The sequence below is a fragment of the Azoarcus sp. DD4 genome, from assembly GCF_006496635.1.
Taxonomy (GTDB): Bacteria; Pseudomonadota; Gammaproteobacteria; order Burkholderiales; family Rhodocyclaceae; genus Azoarcus.
In genome coordinates this window covers 1,911,445-1,927,903 of the sequence record NZ_CP022958.1, presented here as the reverse complement: position 1 = coordinate 1,927,903, position 16,459 = coordinate 1,911,445, and the positions used below count along the sequence as shown (strand labels likewise).

Annotated in this window: 16 protein-coding genes; 8 read left to right on the top strand and 8 right to left on the bottom strand. The window is 66.1% G+C overall.

What is annotated here, in order from left to right; translation table 11 throughout:
- Nucleotides 1–70: 70 nt before the first annotated feature.
- The 8 genes from CJ010_RS09040 to CJ010_RS09005 form a co-directional block, all read right to left on the bottom strand.
- On the bottom strand, nucleotides 71–2,113 hold the full coding sequence (locus CJ010_RS09040; protein ID WP_141017728.1) for a chemotaxis protein CheA: 2,043 nt from the start codon (nucleotides 2,111–2,113) through the stop codon (nucleotides 71–73).
- An 18-nt stretch (nucleotides 2,114–2,131) separates the two neighbouring features.
- Nucleotides 2,132–2,557 (bottom strand): response regulator, encoded by a 426-nt coding sequence (locus CJ010_RS09035; protein ID WP_240794536.1) that lies wholly within the window; start codon nucleotides 2,555–2,557, stop codon nucleotides 2,132–2,134.
- Nucleotides 2,558–2,645: 88 nt separating this feature from the next.
- Nucleotides 2,646–3,713 (bottom strand): flagellar motor protein MotB, encoded by a 1,068-nt coding sequence (gene motB / locus CJ010_RS09030; protein WP_141017727.1) that lies wholly within the window; start codon nucleotides 3,711–3,713, stop codon nucleotides 2,646–2,648.
- Nucleotides 3,714–3,774: 61 nt separating this feature from the next.
- The gene (gene motA / locus CJ010_RS09025) at nucleotides 3,775–4,629 is read right to left on the bottom strand and encodes a flagellar motor stator protein MotA (protein ID WP_141017726.1); all 855 of its coding nucleotides are present in this window, start codon (nucleotides 4,627–4,629) and stop codon (nucleotides 3,775–3,777) included.
- A 223-nt stretch (nucleotides 4,630–4,852) separates the two neighbouring features.
- Nucleotides 4,853–5,407, bottom strand: a complete 555-nt coding sequence (gene flhC / locus CJ010_RS09020; RefSeq protein ID WP_141017725.1) for a flagellar transcriptional regulator FlhC — start codon at nucleotides 5,405–5,407, stop codon at nucleotides 4,853–4,855.
- 10 nt (nucleotides 5,408–5,417) lie between these two features.
- Nucleotides 5,418–5,735, bottom strand: coding sequence for a flagellar transcriptional regulator FlhD (flhD, locus tag CJ010_RS09015; RefSeq protein WP_141017724.1), 318 nt, complete (start codon nucleotides 5,733–5,735; stop codon nucleotides 5,418–5,420).
- A 135-nt stretch (nucleotides 5,736–5,870) separates the two neighbouring features.
- The gene (locus tag CJ010_RS09010; RefSeq protein WP_240794535.1) at nucleotides 5,871–7,580 is read right to left on the bottom strand and encodes a bifunctional diguanylate cyclase/phosphodiesterase; all 1,710 of its coding nucleotides are present in this window, start codon (nucleotides 7,578–7,580) and stop codon (nucleotides 5,871–5,873) included.
- Between the two features lie 53 nt (nucleotides 7,581–7,633).
- The gene (locus tag CJ010_RS09005) at nucleotides 7,634–9,622 is read right to left on the bottom strand and encodes a diguanylate cyclase (protein ID WP_141017723.1); all 1,989 of its coding nucleotides are present in this window, start codon (nucleotides 9,620–9,622) and stop codon (nucleotides 7,634–7,636) included.
- A 188-nt stretch (nucleotides 9,623–9,810) separates the two neighbouring features.
- Between CJ010_RS09005 and CJ010_RS09000 the strand changes: the two genes are divergently transcribed.
- The 8 genes from CJ010_RS09000 (at nucleotide 9,811) to CJ010_RS08965 (ending at nucleotide 16,451) form a co-directional block, all read left to right on the top strand.
- Nucleotides 9,811–10,383, top strand: coding sequence for an NUDIX hydrolase (locus CJ010_RS09000; protein ID WP_141017722.1), 573 nt, complete (start codon nucleotides 9,811–9,813; stop codon nucleotides 10,381–10,383).
- 126 nt (nucleotides 10,384–10,509) lie between these two features.
- Entirely contained in the window at nucleotides 10,510–11,145 is a 636-nt protein-coding gene (locus CJ010_RS08995) for an HNH endonuclease (RefSeq protein WP_141017721.1), read from the top strand.
- A gap of 77 nt (nucleotides 11,146–11,222) precedes the next feature.
- On the top strand, nucleotides 11,223–11,807 hold the full coding sequence (gene rsxA / locus CJ010_RS08990) for an electron transport complex subunit RsxA (protein WP_141017720.1): 585 nt from the start codon (nucleotides 11,223–11,225) through the stop codon (nucleotides 11,805–11,807).
- 31 nt (nucleotides 11,808–11,838) lie between these two features.
- The gene (gene rsxB, locus CJ010_RS08985; RefSeq protein WP_141017719.1) at nucleotides 11,839–12,390 is read left to right on the top strand and encodes an electron transport complex subunit RsxB; all 552 of its coding nucleotides are present in this window, start codon (nucleotides 11,839–11,841) and stop codon (nucleotides 12,388–12,390) included.
- On the top strand, nucleotides 12,387–14,075 hold the full coding sequence (gene rsxC / locus CJ010_RS08980) for an electron transport complex subunit RsxC (RefSeq protein ID WP_141020628.1): 1,689 nt from the start codon (nucleotides 12,387–12,389) through the stop codon (nucleotides 14,073–14,075). Before rsxB ends, rsxC begins: the two co-directional genes overlap by 4 nt.
- Nucleotides 14,072–15,079 (top strand): RnfABCDGE type electron transport complex subunit D, encoded by a 1,008-nt coding sequence (locus tag CJ010_RS08975; protein WP_141017718.1) that lies wholly within the window; start codon nucleotides 14,072–14,074, stop codon nucleotides 15,077–15,079. Before rsxC ends, CJ010_RS08975 begins: the two co-directional genes overlap by 4 nt.
- Entirely contained in the window at nucleotides 15,076–15,753 is a 678-nt protein-coding gene (locus tag CJ010_RS08970; protein WP_141017717.1) for an RnfABCDGE type electron transport complex subunit G, read from the top strand. The genes CJ010_RS08975 and CJ010_RS08970 overlap by 4 nt, the downstream gene beginning before the upstream one ends.
- A complete protein-coding gene (locus CJ010_RS08965; RefSeq protein WP_141017716.1) occupies nucleotides 15,750–16,451 on the top strand; it encodes an electron transport complex subunit E in 702 nt (233 codons plus the stop codon). The genes CJ010_RS08970 and CJ010_RS08965 overlap by 4 nt, the downstream gene beginning before the upstream one ends.
- Nucleotides 16,452–16,459 lie beyond the last annotated feature (8 nt).

Here is a 16,459-nt window from a genome sequence, read left to right as displayed (position 1 = left end):
TTGGTTTCGATGAACAGGTCTACGGCCGGACCGCCGCGTTCTGTAGCGCGGCACCGCCGGGCCGGAAGATTCAGCATGCCAGCCTCACGCCGTGATCCGCTTCGCCCAACAGCGCCGGCACGTCGAGGATCAGCGCCACGCGGCCGTCACCCAGCAGCGTCGCCGACGACACCCCGCGCACACGCCGGAAATGGGTTTCCAGGCGCTTGATGACGACCTGCTGCTGGCCGATCAAGGTATCGACGAAAATCGCCGCGCGGCTGCCGTGGCGCTCGGCCAGAACCATGATGCCCCGCGTCCAGTCGCGGCCTGCGTCCGGCACCGCGAAGAAAGTGCCAAGCTCGACCACCGGCCAGTACTCACCCCGCACGGCGATCATCCGCGGCGCACCGCCCATGCTGCAGATCATCGCCGCCGTCGGCTGGAGCGACTCCACCACGCAGTCGAGCGGCACGATGAAGACCTCGTCGCCCACCGCGAGCTGCATGCCGTCGAGAATGGCCAGCGTCAGCGGAACGCTCACCGAAAAACGCGTGCCCCTGCCCGTCTGCGAAACGATGCAGACGCGTCCGCCGAGTGCGGCGATGTTGCTGCGGACGACGTCCATGCCGACACCCCGGCCGGAGAGTTCGGTGACCTGTTCGGCTGTGGAGAACCCCGGCAGGAAGATCAGCTGCCAGACGTCCTCGTCGCTCATCGCGTCATCGCAAGACATGCCGAGGGCTCGCGCCCTTGCCAGCAGCCGGCCACGGTCGAGACCGGCGCCATCGTCCTCGACCTCGATCAGCACATGTCCGCCGAGATGCGAGGCCGCCAGCCGCAAGCGCCCGGTTTCGGACTTGCCGGCGGCCTGCCGGACTTCGGTGGCCTCGATGCCGTGGTCGATGCAGTTGCGTACGAGGTGGGTCAGCGGGTCGACGAGTTTTTCCACCAGCCCCTTGTCGAGCTCGGTGTGCTCGCCCTCGAGCACCAGCTCGATCTGCTTGCCCAGGCGTACCCCGAGATCGTGTACCAGGCGGGGAAAGCGGGAAAACACCATGGCCACCGGGACCATGCGCACCGCCATCACCGCCTGCTGCAGGTCGCGCGTATGGCGCTGCAGCAAGGCGAGGCCGCTCTTCATCCGTTCGCCCACCGCGCTGCCGGCTTCGGCGGCGGCGTCGAGCAGCATGGACTGCGTGATCACCAACTCGCCGACCAGATCCATCATTTCGTCGACGCGCTCCACGCTGACGCGGATCGAGGTATCGACCGCAGCGGCCCGCGGCACCTCACCGGCCGTAACGGGCGCAGGCACCTCGATGGCGGCTTCCTCCGCAGCCTCGCGCCCCAGGCTGTCGAGCGGCACGAAAAAGCCGTAGCTGCCGTCGGCGGCGACGTCGAACAGGCCGCTCCCGCCGGCCTCTATCTCGGCCGGCTCAGGCGGGCCGGCATCGGCTTCCGTCTCCAGCACCACCGTGCCCGGCTCGGCCAGGCGCTCGAAGGCCGTTTGCAGCACGGCGGCCGGCTCCCAGGTCGCCATGCGGATCTCGCGTTCCCCTCCGCTCGCACCATCCTTGCCATCGACCAGCTCGAATTCGCCGAGCCCATTCAGATCCTCCAGCATGCTCTCGAACAGCAGGGGACTGCCGGCCAGGAAACGTGCAGGCACGAAACGGACGCGATACACCGGCAGCTCGCCGGATGCAGCCGGCGGCAGTGCCAACGGCGCCTGCGCCGGCTCACCACCCTCCTTGAGCGCAACGAGGCGCACCCGGACGGCCTCGGCCCTGTCCCGATCGGGGCGCTCTTCGCCGCGATGCGCACCAAGCAGATTGCGCAGCGCATCTCCGGCAGCGAGGCAGGCTTCGACGATGTCGGGGGTGAGCCGGCGCCGGCCACGACGGATGTCGTCGAGCAGGGACTCCATCTCGTGCGTCAGCGCAGCCAGATCGTCGAACCCGAAGGTCGCGCCCGAGCCCTTGATGGAGTGGGCCGCGCGGAAGATCTCCGCCACCTTCTCGGGATCGGGTTGATCGGACTCGATGGCGAGCAGCATGGTCTCTATCGTCGCCAGGTGCTCGTCCGCCTCTTCGAAGAAGATCTGGTAGAACTGGCTCATGTCGAAGGCCATGATCGCGCGCTCCGTGTCTCAGCCCAGCACCCGCCGGACCACCTCGAGCAGGCGTTCGGGGTCGAAAGGCTTGACCAGCCAGCCGGTAGCGCCGGCCTCGCGTCCACGCTCGCGCATCTCGGGCGCGGATTCCGTGGTGAGGATGAGAATGGGCACCTTGCGATAGGCCGGCTCGGCACGCAGGGCGCGCACCAGGGCAAGGCCGTCCATGCGCGGCATGTTGAGATCGGTGATCACCAGGTCTGCACGCTGGCTGCGCGCGCGCGCCAGACCGTCCTCGCCGTCCACCGCACTGCTCACCGCGTAACCTGCGGACTGCAGCACGACGCCGACGACGCTGCGGATGGCGGCTGAATCATCGACCGTCAGCACGGTTTTGATCATGTTCTTGCTCTCGGTGCGGGTGTCGAAGGGCGTCGGGCAAGTCGATGGGATCGCCGACACGATGCCTCCTGTCGGATAACGTCCCCGCGGCATTCAACTTTAGACACATCGGAAAGGCGACGCGAACACCGCTCGCCCGGGCAGCGGATCAGCGCCCGTTGCCCTGCGAAAAACGGGTGAACGGCGCCGGCGCCCGTGGCGCGGCCTGCGGTGCCGCCGGTGCCGGCGGCGCAGATGGAGGCGCGACGCCACGGCCGATGCCTTCGCGCAGCGCGTCGCTGTCGACCGGCGCCGAAGCATCGACATCCAGCTTGCCGCCCTCGCTGCGTATCGCATCTTCGGCACGCTTGTTGAGCACGATGATGCTGATACGACGATTGATGGGATCGAGCGGATCGTTGCGGTTGAGCGGAATGGTATCGGCCAGGCCGACCACCCGGACCACCTTGCCCGCCAGCAGGCCGCCGCTCACGAGTTCGCGCCGCGACGCGTTGGCACGGTTGGACGACAGCTCCCAGTTCGAGAATCCGCGCTCGCCGCCCGCATACTGGGCCGAATCGGTATGGCCGGACACGCTCACGCTGTTGCCGACATCGTTGAGCGCACGGCCGATCGCACGCAGCAGATCGCGGGTGTAGGGCCGCAAGTCGGCACTGGCGGAGTTGAACATCGGCCGGTTCTGCTCGTCGACCAGCTGGATGCGCAGGCCCTCGTTTACGATGTCCATCAGGATCTGGTTCTTGAACTCGCGCAAGGTCGGATTGGCCTCGACGATGGCCTCGATGCGCCCCTTGAGGTCGATCAGGCGCGAGCGCTCCCGATGGGTTTCGGCTTCGTCCTTGGTCGAGGACTCTTCGCTCGGCGTCTGCTTGCCCTTGGCCGCATCGAGGTTGATCTTGCGATGGCCTTCGACTTCACCGCGCTTGACCTGGCCTACCGAACGGGTGAGATCCTCGCCGCCGCCCTTGATGATGCTGGAGCTGTCGCCGCTGCCCTCGCCGCCATCCATTGCCAGCTTGAGCGGATTCTGGAAGTAGTCGGCGATGCCTTCGAGATCGCCCTGTGCCGTTGAGCCCAGCAGCCACATCAGCAGGAAGAAGGCCATCATCGCGGTCACGAAGTCCGCATAGGCGATCTTCCATGCGCCACCGTGGTGACCGCCGCCGCCCTTCTTGATGCGCTTGACGACGATGGGTTGTTGCGAATCGTCGCTCACGCGCAGGCTCCCCGTCCGTTCGCTTCACGCATCATCGTGCCGTTATGCATTCCAAGCCGCCTCAACCCTTGCGGTTCTTGATTTCCTGTTCCAGCTCGGTGAAGGTGGGCCGGTCGTTGGCATACAGCACCTTGCGGCCGAACTCGATCGCCACCTGCGGCGCATAACCGTTCATGCTGGCCAGCAGCACCACCTTGATGCACTGATAGATCTTGCCGCCTTCTTCCACCTTCTGTTCGAGCTGACTGGCGATCGGTGCGACGAAACCGTAGGACAGCAGGATGCCGAGAAAGGTACCGACGAGCGCTCCGCCGATCATCTTGCCGAGCACCGCCGGCGGCTGGCCCACCGAGCCCATGACGTTCACCACGCCCATCACCGCCACTACGATACCAAAGGCCGGCAGACCATCCGCCACCTTGGAGACGATGTGCGGCGCGACGTGGGCTTCCTGGTGGTGGGTCTCGATCTCCATGTCCATCAGGTTCTCGATCTCGAAGGCATTGAGATTGCCGCCCACCATCATGCGCAGGTAATCGGTGAGGAACTCGACCACGTGGTGATCGGCGGTGATGCTCGGGTACTTGCCGAAGATCGGGCTGGCATCGGGGTTCTCGACGTCGTTCTCGATCGACATGAGGCCTTCCTTGCGCACCTTGGCGAGAATCTCGTAGAGCATCGCCAGCAGGTCGACATAGAGCGCCTTGTTGTAGCGCGAGCCTTTCACCGCCAGCGACAGCGAACCCAGCGTCGCCTTGATTGCCTTCGACCCGTTGCCCGCGACGAAACCGCCTATCATCAAGCCAACGATCGCCAGGTATTCCATCGGCACCCAAAGCGCGGCAAGGCTGCCGTGCACTGCATAAGTGCCCACGGATGCCGCCAGGATGATGACGTAGCCAATGATCAGAAACACCGCTTGCTCCAGGAATTCGGTGGCGAGGACGACATTGCCTGAGATTGTATCGTCCTCACCGACCCAAACTTGAACCCGACCGATACAAAAAGAACGGGCCACCTGCTTTCGCAGGCGGCCCGTGACGGATTCTACAGCGGCCGGCCGGTTGTTCCCGGGCGCTGACCGTTCGCTCCGGGAGCGATCCGGCGACAGCCCGACGATGGCCCGCCTGTGCCTACATTCAGGCCGTCACCGTGCGCACCGAAGACTTGCGCGCCGCGGCACGTTTGGTCTTGCCGGCGCGCGAAGGCATGTTGCACAAGCCGCAGACGAAGCCCGCGGTCGGGTCGTAGGCATGCGCCACGAACTGGCCGCCGCAGCAGGTGCAGGGGGCAAGTTGCAGCAGGTCGGCGTCGAAGAAGCGCACCAGGGTCCATGCACGCGTCAGGCTCAGCACCGGCTCCATCTGCTCGGCCTCGATGTGATCGAGGTAAAGGTGGTAGGCCTTGATGATGGCATCCAGACCCTGCACCCCGGCACGCGCCTGGAAGAAGCGGTGAAAGCCCATGAACAGCGAGGAATGCACGTTCGGCTGCCAGGTCATGAACCAGTCGGTCGAGAACGGCAGCATGCCCTTCGGGGGGGAAACCCCGCGCACTTCCTTGTAGATCTTGAGCAGCTTCTCGCGACTGAGGCGGGTTTCCACCTCCAGCATCTGCATGCGCGCGCCGAGCTGCACCATTTCCACGGCTTTGCGGATGTCTTCCGCCTCGTCAATGATGCGCTTGTTTTTCATTCTTCTACTCCTAGGCCGTTTCCTGCATCGCCTTGCCGGCGGCGATGATGGCCGCATGCAGGCTGGAGGTGGCCGGATCGCGCCCTTCGCCCGACATCAAGCGGGCGAGTTGCTCGTCGTCAAAGCGAAAGCTGGGCATCAGCATCTGACTGTTGGCCATGCGCACGAGCTTGGCGGCCGACAGACCTTCGATCAACTCGGCGACCTCATTGCGCATACCCAATCTGAACATCGCCGTCTCCCTGTCGCTGCGCAACATCTGCTGGGCGAGCATGAGGTAGGCGAGATTCAATTCGCGTATTTCGGCCTGAAAATCGGGGCGTTTCATTATTTAAAGCTCCCTTTCAGGAACAAGCGCCCCGAACTTAAAGTAATTTGTAAGGATCTGCAAGGCTGAATACCCTTTACGGGTACGTGGACATGTCTTAAAAAAACAACAATCCACCCTGCCGCGTGACCGTCGTCACAGGCAGCCAGTCCTTTCCACCACAACACCATCGAGCACGAAACGCTCGACCGGTACCGGCCTGCCGTAGCGATACCCCTGGAATCCGTCGCACAGTTCGGCGCGCAGCATGTCCTCCTGCTCCACCGTTTCCACGCCTTCCGCGACGGTACGCAGGCGCAGGCTGCGGGCGAGCGCGATGATGGCTCGCACGATGGCGGCATCCTCGCCATTGCTGCTGACATCGCGGATGAAGGACTTGTCGATCTTGATGACGTCGATGGGTAGCCGCTTCAGGTAGGACAAGGACGAATAACCGGTGCCGAAGTCGTCCACCGCCACCTGCACGCCCATGTTCTTGAGAGCACGCAACATGCCTGCAGCCGATTCGACATCGCTCATCAGCGAGCCTTCGGTGATCTCGAGCATCAGGCATTCGGGCGGGAAACCGCTGCTGCGCAAGGCCTCGCGTACCGTCTCAAGCAAACGCGGCTGGCCGAACTGCACCGCCGAAACGTTCACCGACACCCGAAAGCCGGCGTGGCCTGCATCGTGCCAGCAGCGCCCCTGATAACACGCCTCGGCCAGCACCCAGGCGCCGATTTCGGCAATCAAGCCGGTTTCGTCGGCAAGGGCGATGAAGCGGTCGGGCGCGAGCAGCCCGTGTTCCGGATGCTGCCAGCGCACCAGCGCCTCCGCCGCGTACACCCTGCCATCCGGATCGACGATGGGCTGGTAATACAGCCGCAGTTCGCCGCGCACCACGGCATGGCGAAGCTCGGCCTCCAGCGTAAGCCTTTCGGCCGACGCCGCATTCATGGCGCGGTCGTAACAGCGCGCGCCATTGCCCCCCTGCTTCTTGACCTTGGCCACCGCAGCTTCCGCATTCATCAGCAGCTCGAACACATCGCGGCCGTCGCGCGCCACCAGGGCCACGCCTACGCTGGCAGTGAGGAAGAGTTCGATGTCGCCCTTCATGAAAGGCGCATCGAAGGCGCGCAGCAACCAGCGCGCACTGATTTCGGCCTGTTCCGGATCGCCCACGCCCGGCAGGAATATGCCGAAACGGTCGCCACCGACGCGCGCCAGGGTGACATCCGGCGCCAGCCCGGCGGCGAGGCGTTCGCCCAGTTCGCGCAGCACCGCACTGCCGGCGTCGTAGCCGAAACTCGCATTGATGCGCATGAAACGGTCCACATCGACCACCAGCACAGCACCGCGCGGCTGGCGGCCCTGCCGCCGCGCCTCGGCCACCCAGTCGGTGACCTTGTCGCAGAAGAGATGCAGATTGGGCAGCGCGGACAAGCCGTCGAAATTGACCAGTTCGCGTATCCGCCGATCGGCCTGCCCCACCGCGCGGCGCGCCAGCACACCGCGCAATTCACGTTCGATCACCGGCAGCAGGCGATCGTAGTCGCCCTTGGTGACGAAGTCGTCTGCCCCCTCGTACATTGCAGATACCGCGAGCTGATCGGAGATCCGGCCCGAGTGGATGATGAAGGGCAGGTCGACGCCGCTACGCCTCAGCACTTCGAGCGCAGCCAGCGAGCTGAAGCCGGGCATGTCGTGGTCCGAGAGCACGATGTCCCACTCCTCGGTCGCCAGCGCCGCGGCCATGTCGAAGTCGCAATCGACCCGGCGATGACGTATGTCGAGTCCGCGTCGCGCCAGTTCCGCGCAGACGAGATAGGCGTCGTCCTCGGAATCGTCCACGATGAGCACCCGCACCGGCCCGTCCCTGCGCGGAAGCAATGTGCTCCCGTCCTGCCCGGACCGAGCGGTCACAGCAGCGCCCCCTGGGGACCGTCGACGGACGGCCTCTGCATCGAGGCAACACGGTTGCGGCCGCGCTGTTTGGCGAGATAGGCGCCCTGGTCGGCGCGCTTCATCAGGGCGTCGAGGTCGGCCATGGTGTCGTCGCGCACTGCCACGCCGATGCTGATGGTCAGGCGCAAGGCCTCGCCACCGGTTTCGATGGCGAGCTGGTCGACCGCTGCGCGCAGGCGCTCGCCGCAGACCATCGCCTGGCCCAGATCGGTATCCGGGCAGATCACCAGGAATTCGTCACCACCGGTGCGGCAGATCACGTCCTGCCCCCGCAGCGCAAGCCGCAAGGCATCGGCAGACTGGCGCAACACCATGTCGCCGACATCGTGACCGTAGCTGTCGTTGATCTGCTTGAAGCCATCGAGGTCGATGATCATGCACGACAAGGGTCTGCCATTGCGCTGCGCCGCCGTCCATTCCTGCTGGATGCGATCGATGGCGTAGCGGCGATTGGGAAACCCGGTGAGTGCATCGGTCAGCGCGGCCTCCTGCAAGCGCCGGTTGGTGATCGCAAGTTCCGCCGCGAAGTGGCGGATTTCCTCGCGGTCGCGTTCGAGTTCCTGCTGCAGCCTGACCACCCGCTGACCGGCGCGCATGCGTGCACTCAGGACCCGCGGCTTCACCGGCTTGGTGACGAAATCGTCCGCGCCCGCTTCGAAGGCCTCGATCAGCCGTTCGTCGTCTTCCACGTGGGTGAGCAGCAGGATGTAGACCCCGCGACCGATCTTGGTGGCGCGCAAGGCCCGCACCAGATCGAGCCCGTCCATTTCAGGCATCACCCAGTCGAGCACCATCATGTGGGGCTGGATGTCGAGCGCCCGCTCGAGGCCGACCCGGCCGTTCTCCGCCTCGAACACGGTGTGCCCGGCGTCCGCCAGCACGGCGCACATCAGCTTGCGCACCGATGCCTCGTCGTCGACCACCAGCACCCGCATGCCGCCCTCGCGCGGCACAGCACTTCCGCCGTCGGTCTTCGTGCCGCCCGCATCGGCCGGGGCGGGCACCGCCGCCGGCGTCACCCCGCCACTGCGCTCGATCAGGTCGGCAAACTGGGGCGGCTCGGTCGTCTCCAGCTGGAGCAGCTTGCTCCATTCCACCCAGTCCCTGGCTATGCGCTCGCAGGCCGCGGCGAAGTCTTCCTTGCATAATCCGAGCCGCTGCGCCAGCTTGATCACCGCCGGCATCAGCCCCCCCTGCTCCACGCCGGGCGCAAGGCAGATTTCGGACACCGCACGCGCCACGATCAGGCACTGCATCAGGGTGGATTCCCGTCCCCCCTCGGAGAATGCGGCACGGTCGGTCTGCTCGAAGTACAGCACCGGATCGGTGAAGACCTGCGGCAGCCCCCAGTCCATCAACATGGCGGCGCTGAGTTCGCGGTGCGTCATGGCAAATGCCTGCTGTTCGAGGTCGAACAGGCGCAGCTCCGGAAAACGCCGCGCTTCGAGCAGGATGCGGCCGTAGTCCGCCGGGTAGAGCGTCGCCAGCGCCAGCTCCCCCACCCTTGCCAGCAATCCGACGCTGAAGGCTTCGTCTGCCGCCACCACCCGCACGCGCTGAACCAGCACCTGCATGGCCAGGGCCATCAGCAGCGACGACGACCAGAAGCGGCCATAATCGAAACCGGCACAGGAACCCTTACGGTAGTTGGACAGCAGGGAAAAACCGAGCGCCATCGTGCGTACCGCCGGCAGTCCGAGCACCATCAGCGCCTCCTGGACCGACACCACCGCACGGCGGTTGAAGGGCACCAGTCCGTTGGCCGCCTTGATCAGACGCCCGACGAAGGCGGGATCGCTCTTGATGACACGCGCCAGCTCCGGAATCGACACTTCCTCTTCCTGCGTGAGCCGGATGATGGCGAGTGCGACGCCGCGCGGCGAAGGCAGCTCGCCGGAAGCCTTGAGCTGCTCGAAGCGATGCATGTCGATCGGGGGAGGCATGGTGTCCTGGTATATGTCGCAATGACGAAGCGCGTGATCCGGCCGGCAATCCACATCGGTCGCGCCCGTCGCACTTTACCGTGGCTTCGATCGCGCTGCCAGCCACGCCGGCACATCGGTGCGCCATGGCATTCCAGCCGGGCTAGAATCGGGCATCCGATGCTGCCCGACGACCTTACATTTCTGCCATGAAGTACTGCTCAAGCTGCGGCTCGACCGTCGAATTCCGCGTCCCCAAGGGGGACACGCTACCCCGCCATGTCTGCCCCAACTGCGGTGCAGTGCATTATCAGAATCCCAAGATCGTGGTCGGCGCACTGCCCGAATGGGAAGGGAGGGTGCTGCTCTGTCGCCGCGCCATCGAACCGCGCCACGGCATGTGGACCCTGCCGGCCGGCTTCATGGAGAACGAGGAGACCACCGCCGAAGGCGCCGCCCGCGAAACCCTGGAGGAAGCCTGCGCGCGCATCGACGTGGGCCCGATGTACACGCTGATCGACGTGCCCTACATCAGCCAGGTGCACATCATCTACCGCGCCCGCCTGCTCGATCTCGATTTCCGGCCCGGAGAGGAATCGCTGGAGGTCGCCCTGTTCGACGAGGCCGACATCCCGTGGGAACAGATCGCCTTCCGCACCATCGCGCTGACACTGCGGCACTACTTTGCCGACCGCCGCAGCGGCAACTGGGCCTTTCATACTGCCAGCATAGACACGCCACCGCCGGGCTACGTCCTGCCCGGCCAGCCGCCGCACGGCTGAACCACACCGCCGGAAACGTACTCTAAACAGGTGTTTGGAGACGCCCGGCTTGCATCGCGGGCCAAAAAGCTGTTCTGATTCCGCCAGGCGCAGTGCCCGCTGCGCCGCTTCGGTGAGGGAGGACATGTGCTGAGCGAACCCGGCGCGTTGTTGATCGGCCCCGACGATGTCCTGTTGCGGGAGGACGGACAACATCCGTGGATCCTGTCGCTCGACGTCCATGGCACCCCCCACCGCTGGATCAGCTGGCAGGCCGCATGTCATTATCACGCGCGCGATCAGGTCGCCTGGAGCATCGGCGATCGCGCCTTCCGCTTCCTGGGGGGCATTTGCCGCGCCACCGGCCGGCGGTCGGAAATCACCACCCACAGCATCATCGCGATCAAGGGTCGGGCACTTCGCCCGGAAGTGATGCGTCATACACCGCCGCTCAACAATCGCGAGCTGTTCCGTCGCGACCGCCACGTCTGCGCCTATTGCGGCCACCGTCTGCCCGGCAGCCAGTTGACCCGCGACCACGTGTCGCCGGTGTCGCAAGGCGGCCTCGACATCTGGATGAATGTGGTCACCGCGTGCCGGCCCTGCAACCAGCGCAAGAGCGGGCGCACGCCGGAGCAGGCCAGGATGGCGCTGCTCTATGCGCCCTACGTGCCGAACAAAGCCGAATACCTGATCCTCTGCAACCGCAACATCCTTGCCGACCAGATGGACTTCCTCACCCGGCACCTGCCGCGCCAGAGCCGCCTGTTCCCTTCCGCCTGATACACCGCACGGTGTCAGGGTTGTGGCCACCGCCACCGGCAGGCGATAATCCGGCGATTGCCCCCGGTCAGCGCATCATGAGCAGCTACCTCTTCGTCGTCATCAGCGCGGTACTGGTGAATAACGTCGTTTTCGTCCGCATCCTCGGCCTGTGCCCCTTCATGGGGGTGTCGAAGAAACTCGAAACCGCCGTCGGCATGGGCGCTGCGACCACCTTCGTGCTCACCCTCGGCGCCGGCAGCAGCTACCTCATCGATCACTACCTGCTCGTTCCCAACGACCTCGGCTACCTGCGCACGCTGTCCTTCATCGTGGTGATCGCCGCGATCGTCCAGCTCACCGAACTCGTCATCCAGAAGACCAGCCCGCTGCTGCACCAGGTGCTGGGTATCTATCTGCCGCTGATCACGACGAACTGCGCCGTGCTCGGCGTGCCGCTGCTCAACGTCGGGCTCGGCCACGACCTGCTCGAATCCCTTCTGTTCGGCTTCGGTTCCTCGGTCGGTTTCACCCTCGCGCTGGTGCTGTTCGCCGGTATCCGCGAGCGGCTGGAAGGCGCCGACGTTCCGGCGCCGTTCAAAGGCACCGCGATCGCCATGATCACCGCCGGCTTCATGAGCCTGGCCTTCATGGGTTTCGCCGGGCTGGACCGCTTCCACTGACCGCCTCCCTTACACACCTGTCCTACATCGCATGCTGTCAGCCCTGATCGTCATGACCGGAATCGCCCTCGTGCTCGGCGCCGCACTGGGCTACGCAGCCATCCGCTTCAAGGTCGAGGGCGACCCGCTGGTCGAGAAGATCGATGCCATCCTGCCGCAAACCCAGTGCGGCCAGTGCGGCTATCCCGGTTGCAAACCCTATGCCGAAGCCATCGCCCAGGGCGAGGCCGACATCAACCAGTGCCCGCCGGGCGGCGAGGAAGGCATACGCAAACTGGCCGACCTGCTCGGGCGCGAAGTGAAACCGCTGTCGGAAGAGCACGGCGTCGAAAAGCCGAAGTCGGTCGCCCTCATCGACGAGCAGACCTGCATAGGCTGCACGCTGTGCATCCAGGCCTGCCCGGTCGATGCCATCGTTGGCGCTGCCAAGCAGATGCACACCGTGGTGGCGCCGCTGTGCACCGGTTGCGAACTGTGCGTGGCGCCCTGCCCGGTCGATTGCATCAGCATGGAGCCGGTGCGTGAAACCGTGCAGACCTGGAAATGGAAGTACCCGGTGATCGAAATCAGGAAGGCCGCATGATAGGGCGGCTGTTCAACTTCCGCGGCGGCATCAAGCCCGACGCCCACAAGCAGGAATCGGCCGCGTCGCCGATCCGCCCTGCGCCGCTGCCATCCCGGCTGGTGGTGCCGCTGCGCCAGAGCACCCGTGCCACCTCGCGCTGCCTGGTGCAGCCCGGCCAGCGGGTGCTGAAGGGCGAACGCATAGGCGAACCGGAAGGCACGCTCGGCACCGCCGTCCATGCACCGACCTCGGGCACCGTGGTCGAAGTCGGCCTGCATCCGATGGCCCACCCATCCGGGCTCGACACCCGCTGCGTGGTCATCGAACCCGACGGCGAGGAGCGCTGGATCGAACACGCTCCCTTCGATCACCGCGCCGCCGGCCGCGAGCGCAGCCTCGCCCACTTGCGCGAATGCGGCGTCGTCGGCCTCGGCGGCGCGACCTTCCCGAGCCACGTCAAACTCGGTCGCGGCAGCGGCATCGACACGCTGATCTTGAACGGCGCCGAATGCGAACCCTGGATCACCTGCGACGACCGCCTGATGCGCGAGCGCGCCCCGGCCATCCTCGCCGGCGCAGCCATCCTGCGCGAGCTGATCGGTGCCCGCCGGCTCATCATCGGCATCGAAGACAACAAGCCCGAGGCGCTTGCGGCAATGCGCAGCGCCGCGGCCGGCATCGAGGGCGAGGTTGCGGTGGTCGCGGTACCGGCACTCTACCCGGCAGGCGGCGAGAAGCAGCTGATCCGCGTGCTTACCGGTATCGAGATCCCCTATGGCAAGCTGGGCGGCGATTTCGGCGTACAGTGCTTCAATGTCGGCACCGCCCACGCCGTCCATCGTGCCTTCGCCTGCGGCGAGCCCCTGGTGTCGCGCGTCGTCACCCTGACCGGCAACGTCGCCGCCGCGGGCAATTACGAGGTCCTGATCGGCACGCCGATCGACGAGTTGCTGCCGCTGGCCCGGCCACGTTCCGATACCGACCGCTACCTGATGGGCGGCCCGATGATGGGCTTTGCCCTGCCGCGCCTGGACGTACCCGTCGCCAAGGCCACCAACTGCGTCATCAGCGCCTCGCCGGCACTGTTCCCGCCACCGCAGCCGGAGCAGGCTTGCATACGCTGTGGCGAGTGCGCGCGTGCCTGTCCGGCCGAGCTGCAACCTTTCGAGCTGTACTGGTTCAGCCGCGCGAAGAACTTCGGCAAGGCCCAGGAATACCACCTCTTCGACTGCATCGAATGCGGTTGCTGCGCCTACGTCTGCCCCGCCCACATTCCGCTGGTCGACTACTACCGCTTCGCCAAAAGCGAGATCTGGGCCCGCGAACGCGACAAGAGCGCTGCGGATGCAGCCCGTGAGCGCTTCGAGTTCCGCAATTTCCGGCAGGACCGCGAGAAGGAAGAAAAGGCCGCCAAGCTTGCCGCCAAGGCGGCGGAAACCCGTGCCAAGCTGGCGTCCGGCGACGACAGCAAGGCCGAGCCCACCGCCCCTGCTCCGGCGGCCGAGGATCCCAAGAAAGCCCTGATCGCCGCCGCCCTCGCCCGCGCCCAGGCACAGAAGCAGGAAGTGCAACCCAGGAACACCGACAATCTCAGCCAGGACACGCAGGCCGAGATCGCCGACATCGAAGCGCGGCGGCGCCAGCAGGGCACCGCGCATGCAGCCGCCAGCCCCGCCGTCGCGGCCGACGACAACCCGCAATGATCCATTCTCCCTACATCCGCAAACCGGCCAGCATCCAGCGCGTGATGCTCACCGTCCTGATCGCGCTGCTACCAGGCATCGCCGCCTATGTCTGGCAGATCGGCGCCGGCATCCTGGTCAACATCGTCATCGCCTCGGTCGCCGCGCTTGCCGGCGAAGCAGCGGTGCTCGCCCTGCGGCGCAAACCCGTCGCGATGGCGCTGGGCGACGGGTCGGCGCTCGTCACCGCCTGGCTGGTCGCGTTGTGCTTTCCCCCCATCGTGCCGTGGTGGCTGACGGCGCTGGCGGCGCTGGTGGCCGTGGTGGCCGTCAAGCAGCTCTACGGCGGCCTCGGCCAGAATCCCTTCAACCCAGCGATGGCGGCCTACTGCACCATGATCGTCGCCTATCCCGCGCTGATGTCGCAATGGCCGGCAGCCGGCCAGCTCGACTTCGCCACCCAGCTGCAGCTCATTCTAGGCAGCACCCGCGATCTCGACGCCATCACCGGCGCCACGGCGCTCGACACCATGCGCACCGGCCTGCGGGTGCCGGATGCCACGGTCGATAGCGTACGACAGCTCGGCGCCTTTGGTCTCGCCGGCGGCAAGGGCTGGGAATGGCTCGCCGCGGGCTACCTGGCGGGCGGACTCATCCTGCTCGCGACCCGCGTGATCACCTGGCACATGCCGGCGGCCTTCCTCACGGCGCTGGCCATCATCTCCGGCGCATTCTGGCTCGTCCACCCCGGGCAGTTCGCCTCGCCGCTGTTCCACCTCGCCAGCGGCGGCGCCATGCTCGCCGCCTTCTTCATCGTCACCGACCCGGTGTCGGGCGCGACCACCCCGCGCGGCAAGCTCATCTTCGCCGCCGGCGTGGCCTGCATCGCCTGGCTCATCCGCAGCTTCGGCGCCTACCCGGAAGGCATCGCCTTCGGCGTGCTGCTGATGAATCTGTGTGTGCCGCTGATCGACATGAAGACCCAGCCGCCGGTCTTCGGCCATCGCGGAGGGCGCGCCCCATGAGCACCGCCGACCGTTACGGCGCTGCCCGCACTTCGCTGCGGACGGCAGCCATCATGCTGGTGTTCACGGTGGTCTTCACCGCCCTGATGGCCTCCACCTACCGCGCCACCCGCCCGGCCATCGAGGCCTCGGTGCAGGAAGAACAACTGCGCCTGGTCAACGAAGTGCTGCCGGCCACCGCTTACGACAATGCCCTGCTCGACGACGTCATCCTTACCCGCGCCACAGTGCAGCTTGGCTTCGACGGCGCCCGCGTGTGGCGTGCGCGCCGCGGCGGCGACGTGGTGGCGATGGTGCTAGAGGCAGCCGCGACCGACGGCTACGCCGGCCGCATCGGCCTGATCGTCGCGGTCGGTGCCGACGGCAGGCTGCAGGGCGTGCGGGTCACCAGCCACAAGGAAACGCCGGGGCTGGGCGACTACATCGATCCGAAGAAGGACCGCAACAAGCGCTCACCCTGGATCGCGCAGTTCGCGGGTATCGCCTGGCAGGACATGGCCGCTGAACGCTGGACGGTGCGCAAGGACGGCGGCGCCTTCGACTACCGTGCCGGCGCCACCATCAGCGCGCGCGCCGTGACCAGCGCGGTCGGCAAGGCGGTGGGCTTTGCAGTCGAACAACGCGATGCGCTGATCGCCGCGGCCAGCGGTGCCACGCTGGGAGAAACGCCTTGAACATGCAGCAATTCCGCGAGATCGCCCACAACGGCCTGTGGAAACAGAATACCGGCCTCGCCCAGCTGCTCGGCCTGTGCCCCATCCTCGCGATCAGCACCAGCATGGTGAATGCGGTCAGCCTCGGCCTGGCGACCCTGCTGGTGATGGCACTCTCCAACCTGGCCGTCGCCGGCCTGCGCAACTTCATTCCCTACGAGATCCGCATTCCGGTTTTCGTCCTGATCATTGCCGCGCTGGTCACGGTGGTCGACCTCGCCTTCAATGCCTTCCTGCACAGCCTTTACCTGGTGCTCGGCATCTTCATTCCGCTGATCGTCACCAACTGCATCGTGCTGGCGCGCGTCGAAGCTTACGCGGCAAAGAATGACCCGCTCTCCTCCACCGTCGATGCGGTGATGATGGGCTGCGGTCTGGTGTGGGTGCTGGCGCTGCTGGGCGGCCTGCGCGAACTGGTGGGCAGCGGCACGCTGTTCTCCGGCATCGAGATGATCATCCCGGACACCTCGGCGCTGACGGTGTTCGGCGACGACTACCCCGGCTTCCTGATCGCGATCCTGCCGCCGGGCGCCTTCTTCGCACTCGGCTGCCTGATCGCCGCCTACAACGCGATCAATGCCCGACAGGCAGCTCGCCGCCGCGCAGCGCCGATGACGGCCACGCCCACGGAAACCGGGCCCGGCACCGAGGCGGCCTGAGCATGGCG

Excerpts from the sequence above, each read along its gene's own strand:
- CJ010_RS09040 (WP_141017728.1), bottom strand. The coding sequence starts at position 2,113 with ATGGCCTTCGACATGAGCCAGTTCTACCAGATCTTCTTCGAAGAGGCG.
- flhC (WP_141017725.1), bottom strand. The coding sequence starts at position 5,407 with ATGAAAAACAAGCGCATCATTGACGAGGCGGAAGACATCCGCAAAGCC.
- CJ010_RS08975 (WP_141017718.1), top strand. The coding sequence starts at position 14,072 with ATGATCCATTCTCCCTACATCCGCAAACCGGCCAGCATCCAGCGCGTG.
- CJ010_RS08970 (WP_141017717.1), top strand. The coding sequence starts at position 15,076 with ATGAGCACCGCCGACCGTTACGGCGCTGCCCGCACTTCGCTGCGGACG.
- rsxB (WP_141017719.1), top strand. The coding sequence starts at position 11,839 with ATGCTGTCAGCCCTGATCGTCATGACCGGAATCGCCCTCGTGCTCGGC.
- CJ010_RS09005 (WP_141017723.1), bottom strand. The coding sequence starts at position 9,622 with ATGCCTCCCCCGATCGACATGCATCGCTTCGAGCAGCTCAAGGCTTCC.
- flhD (WP_141017724.1), bottom strand. The coding sequence starts at position 5,735 with ATGAAACGCCCCGATTTTCAGGCCGAAATACGCGAATTGAATCTCGCC.
- CJ010_RS09000 (WP_141017722.1), top strand. The coding sequence starts at position 9,811 with ATGAAGTACTGCTCAAGCTGCGGCTCGACCGTCGAATTCCGCGTCCCC.
- rsxA (WP_141017720.1), top strand. The coding sequence starts at position 11,223 with ATGAGCAGCTACCTCTTCGTCGTCATCAGCGCGGTACTGGTGAATAAC.
- rsxC (WP_141020628.1), top strand. The coding sequence starts at position 12,387 with ATGATAGGGCGGCTGTTCAACTTCCGCGGCGGCATCAAGCCCGACGCC.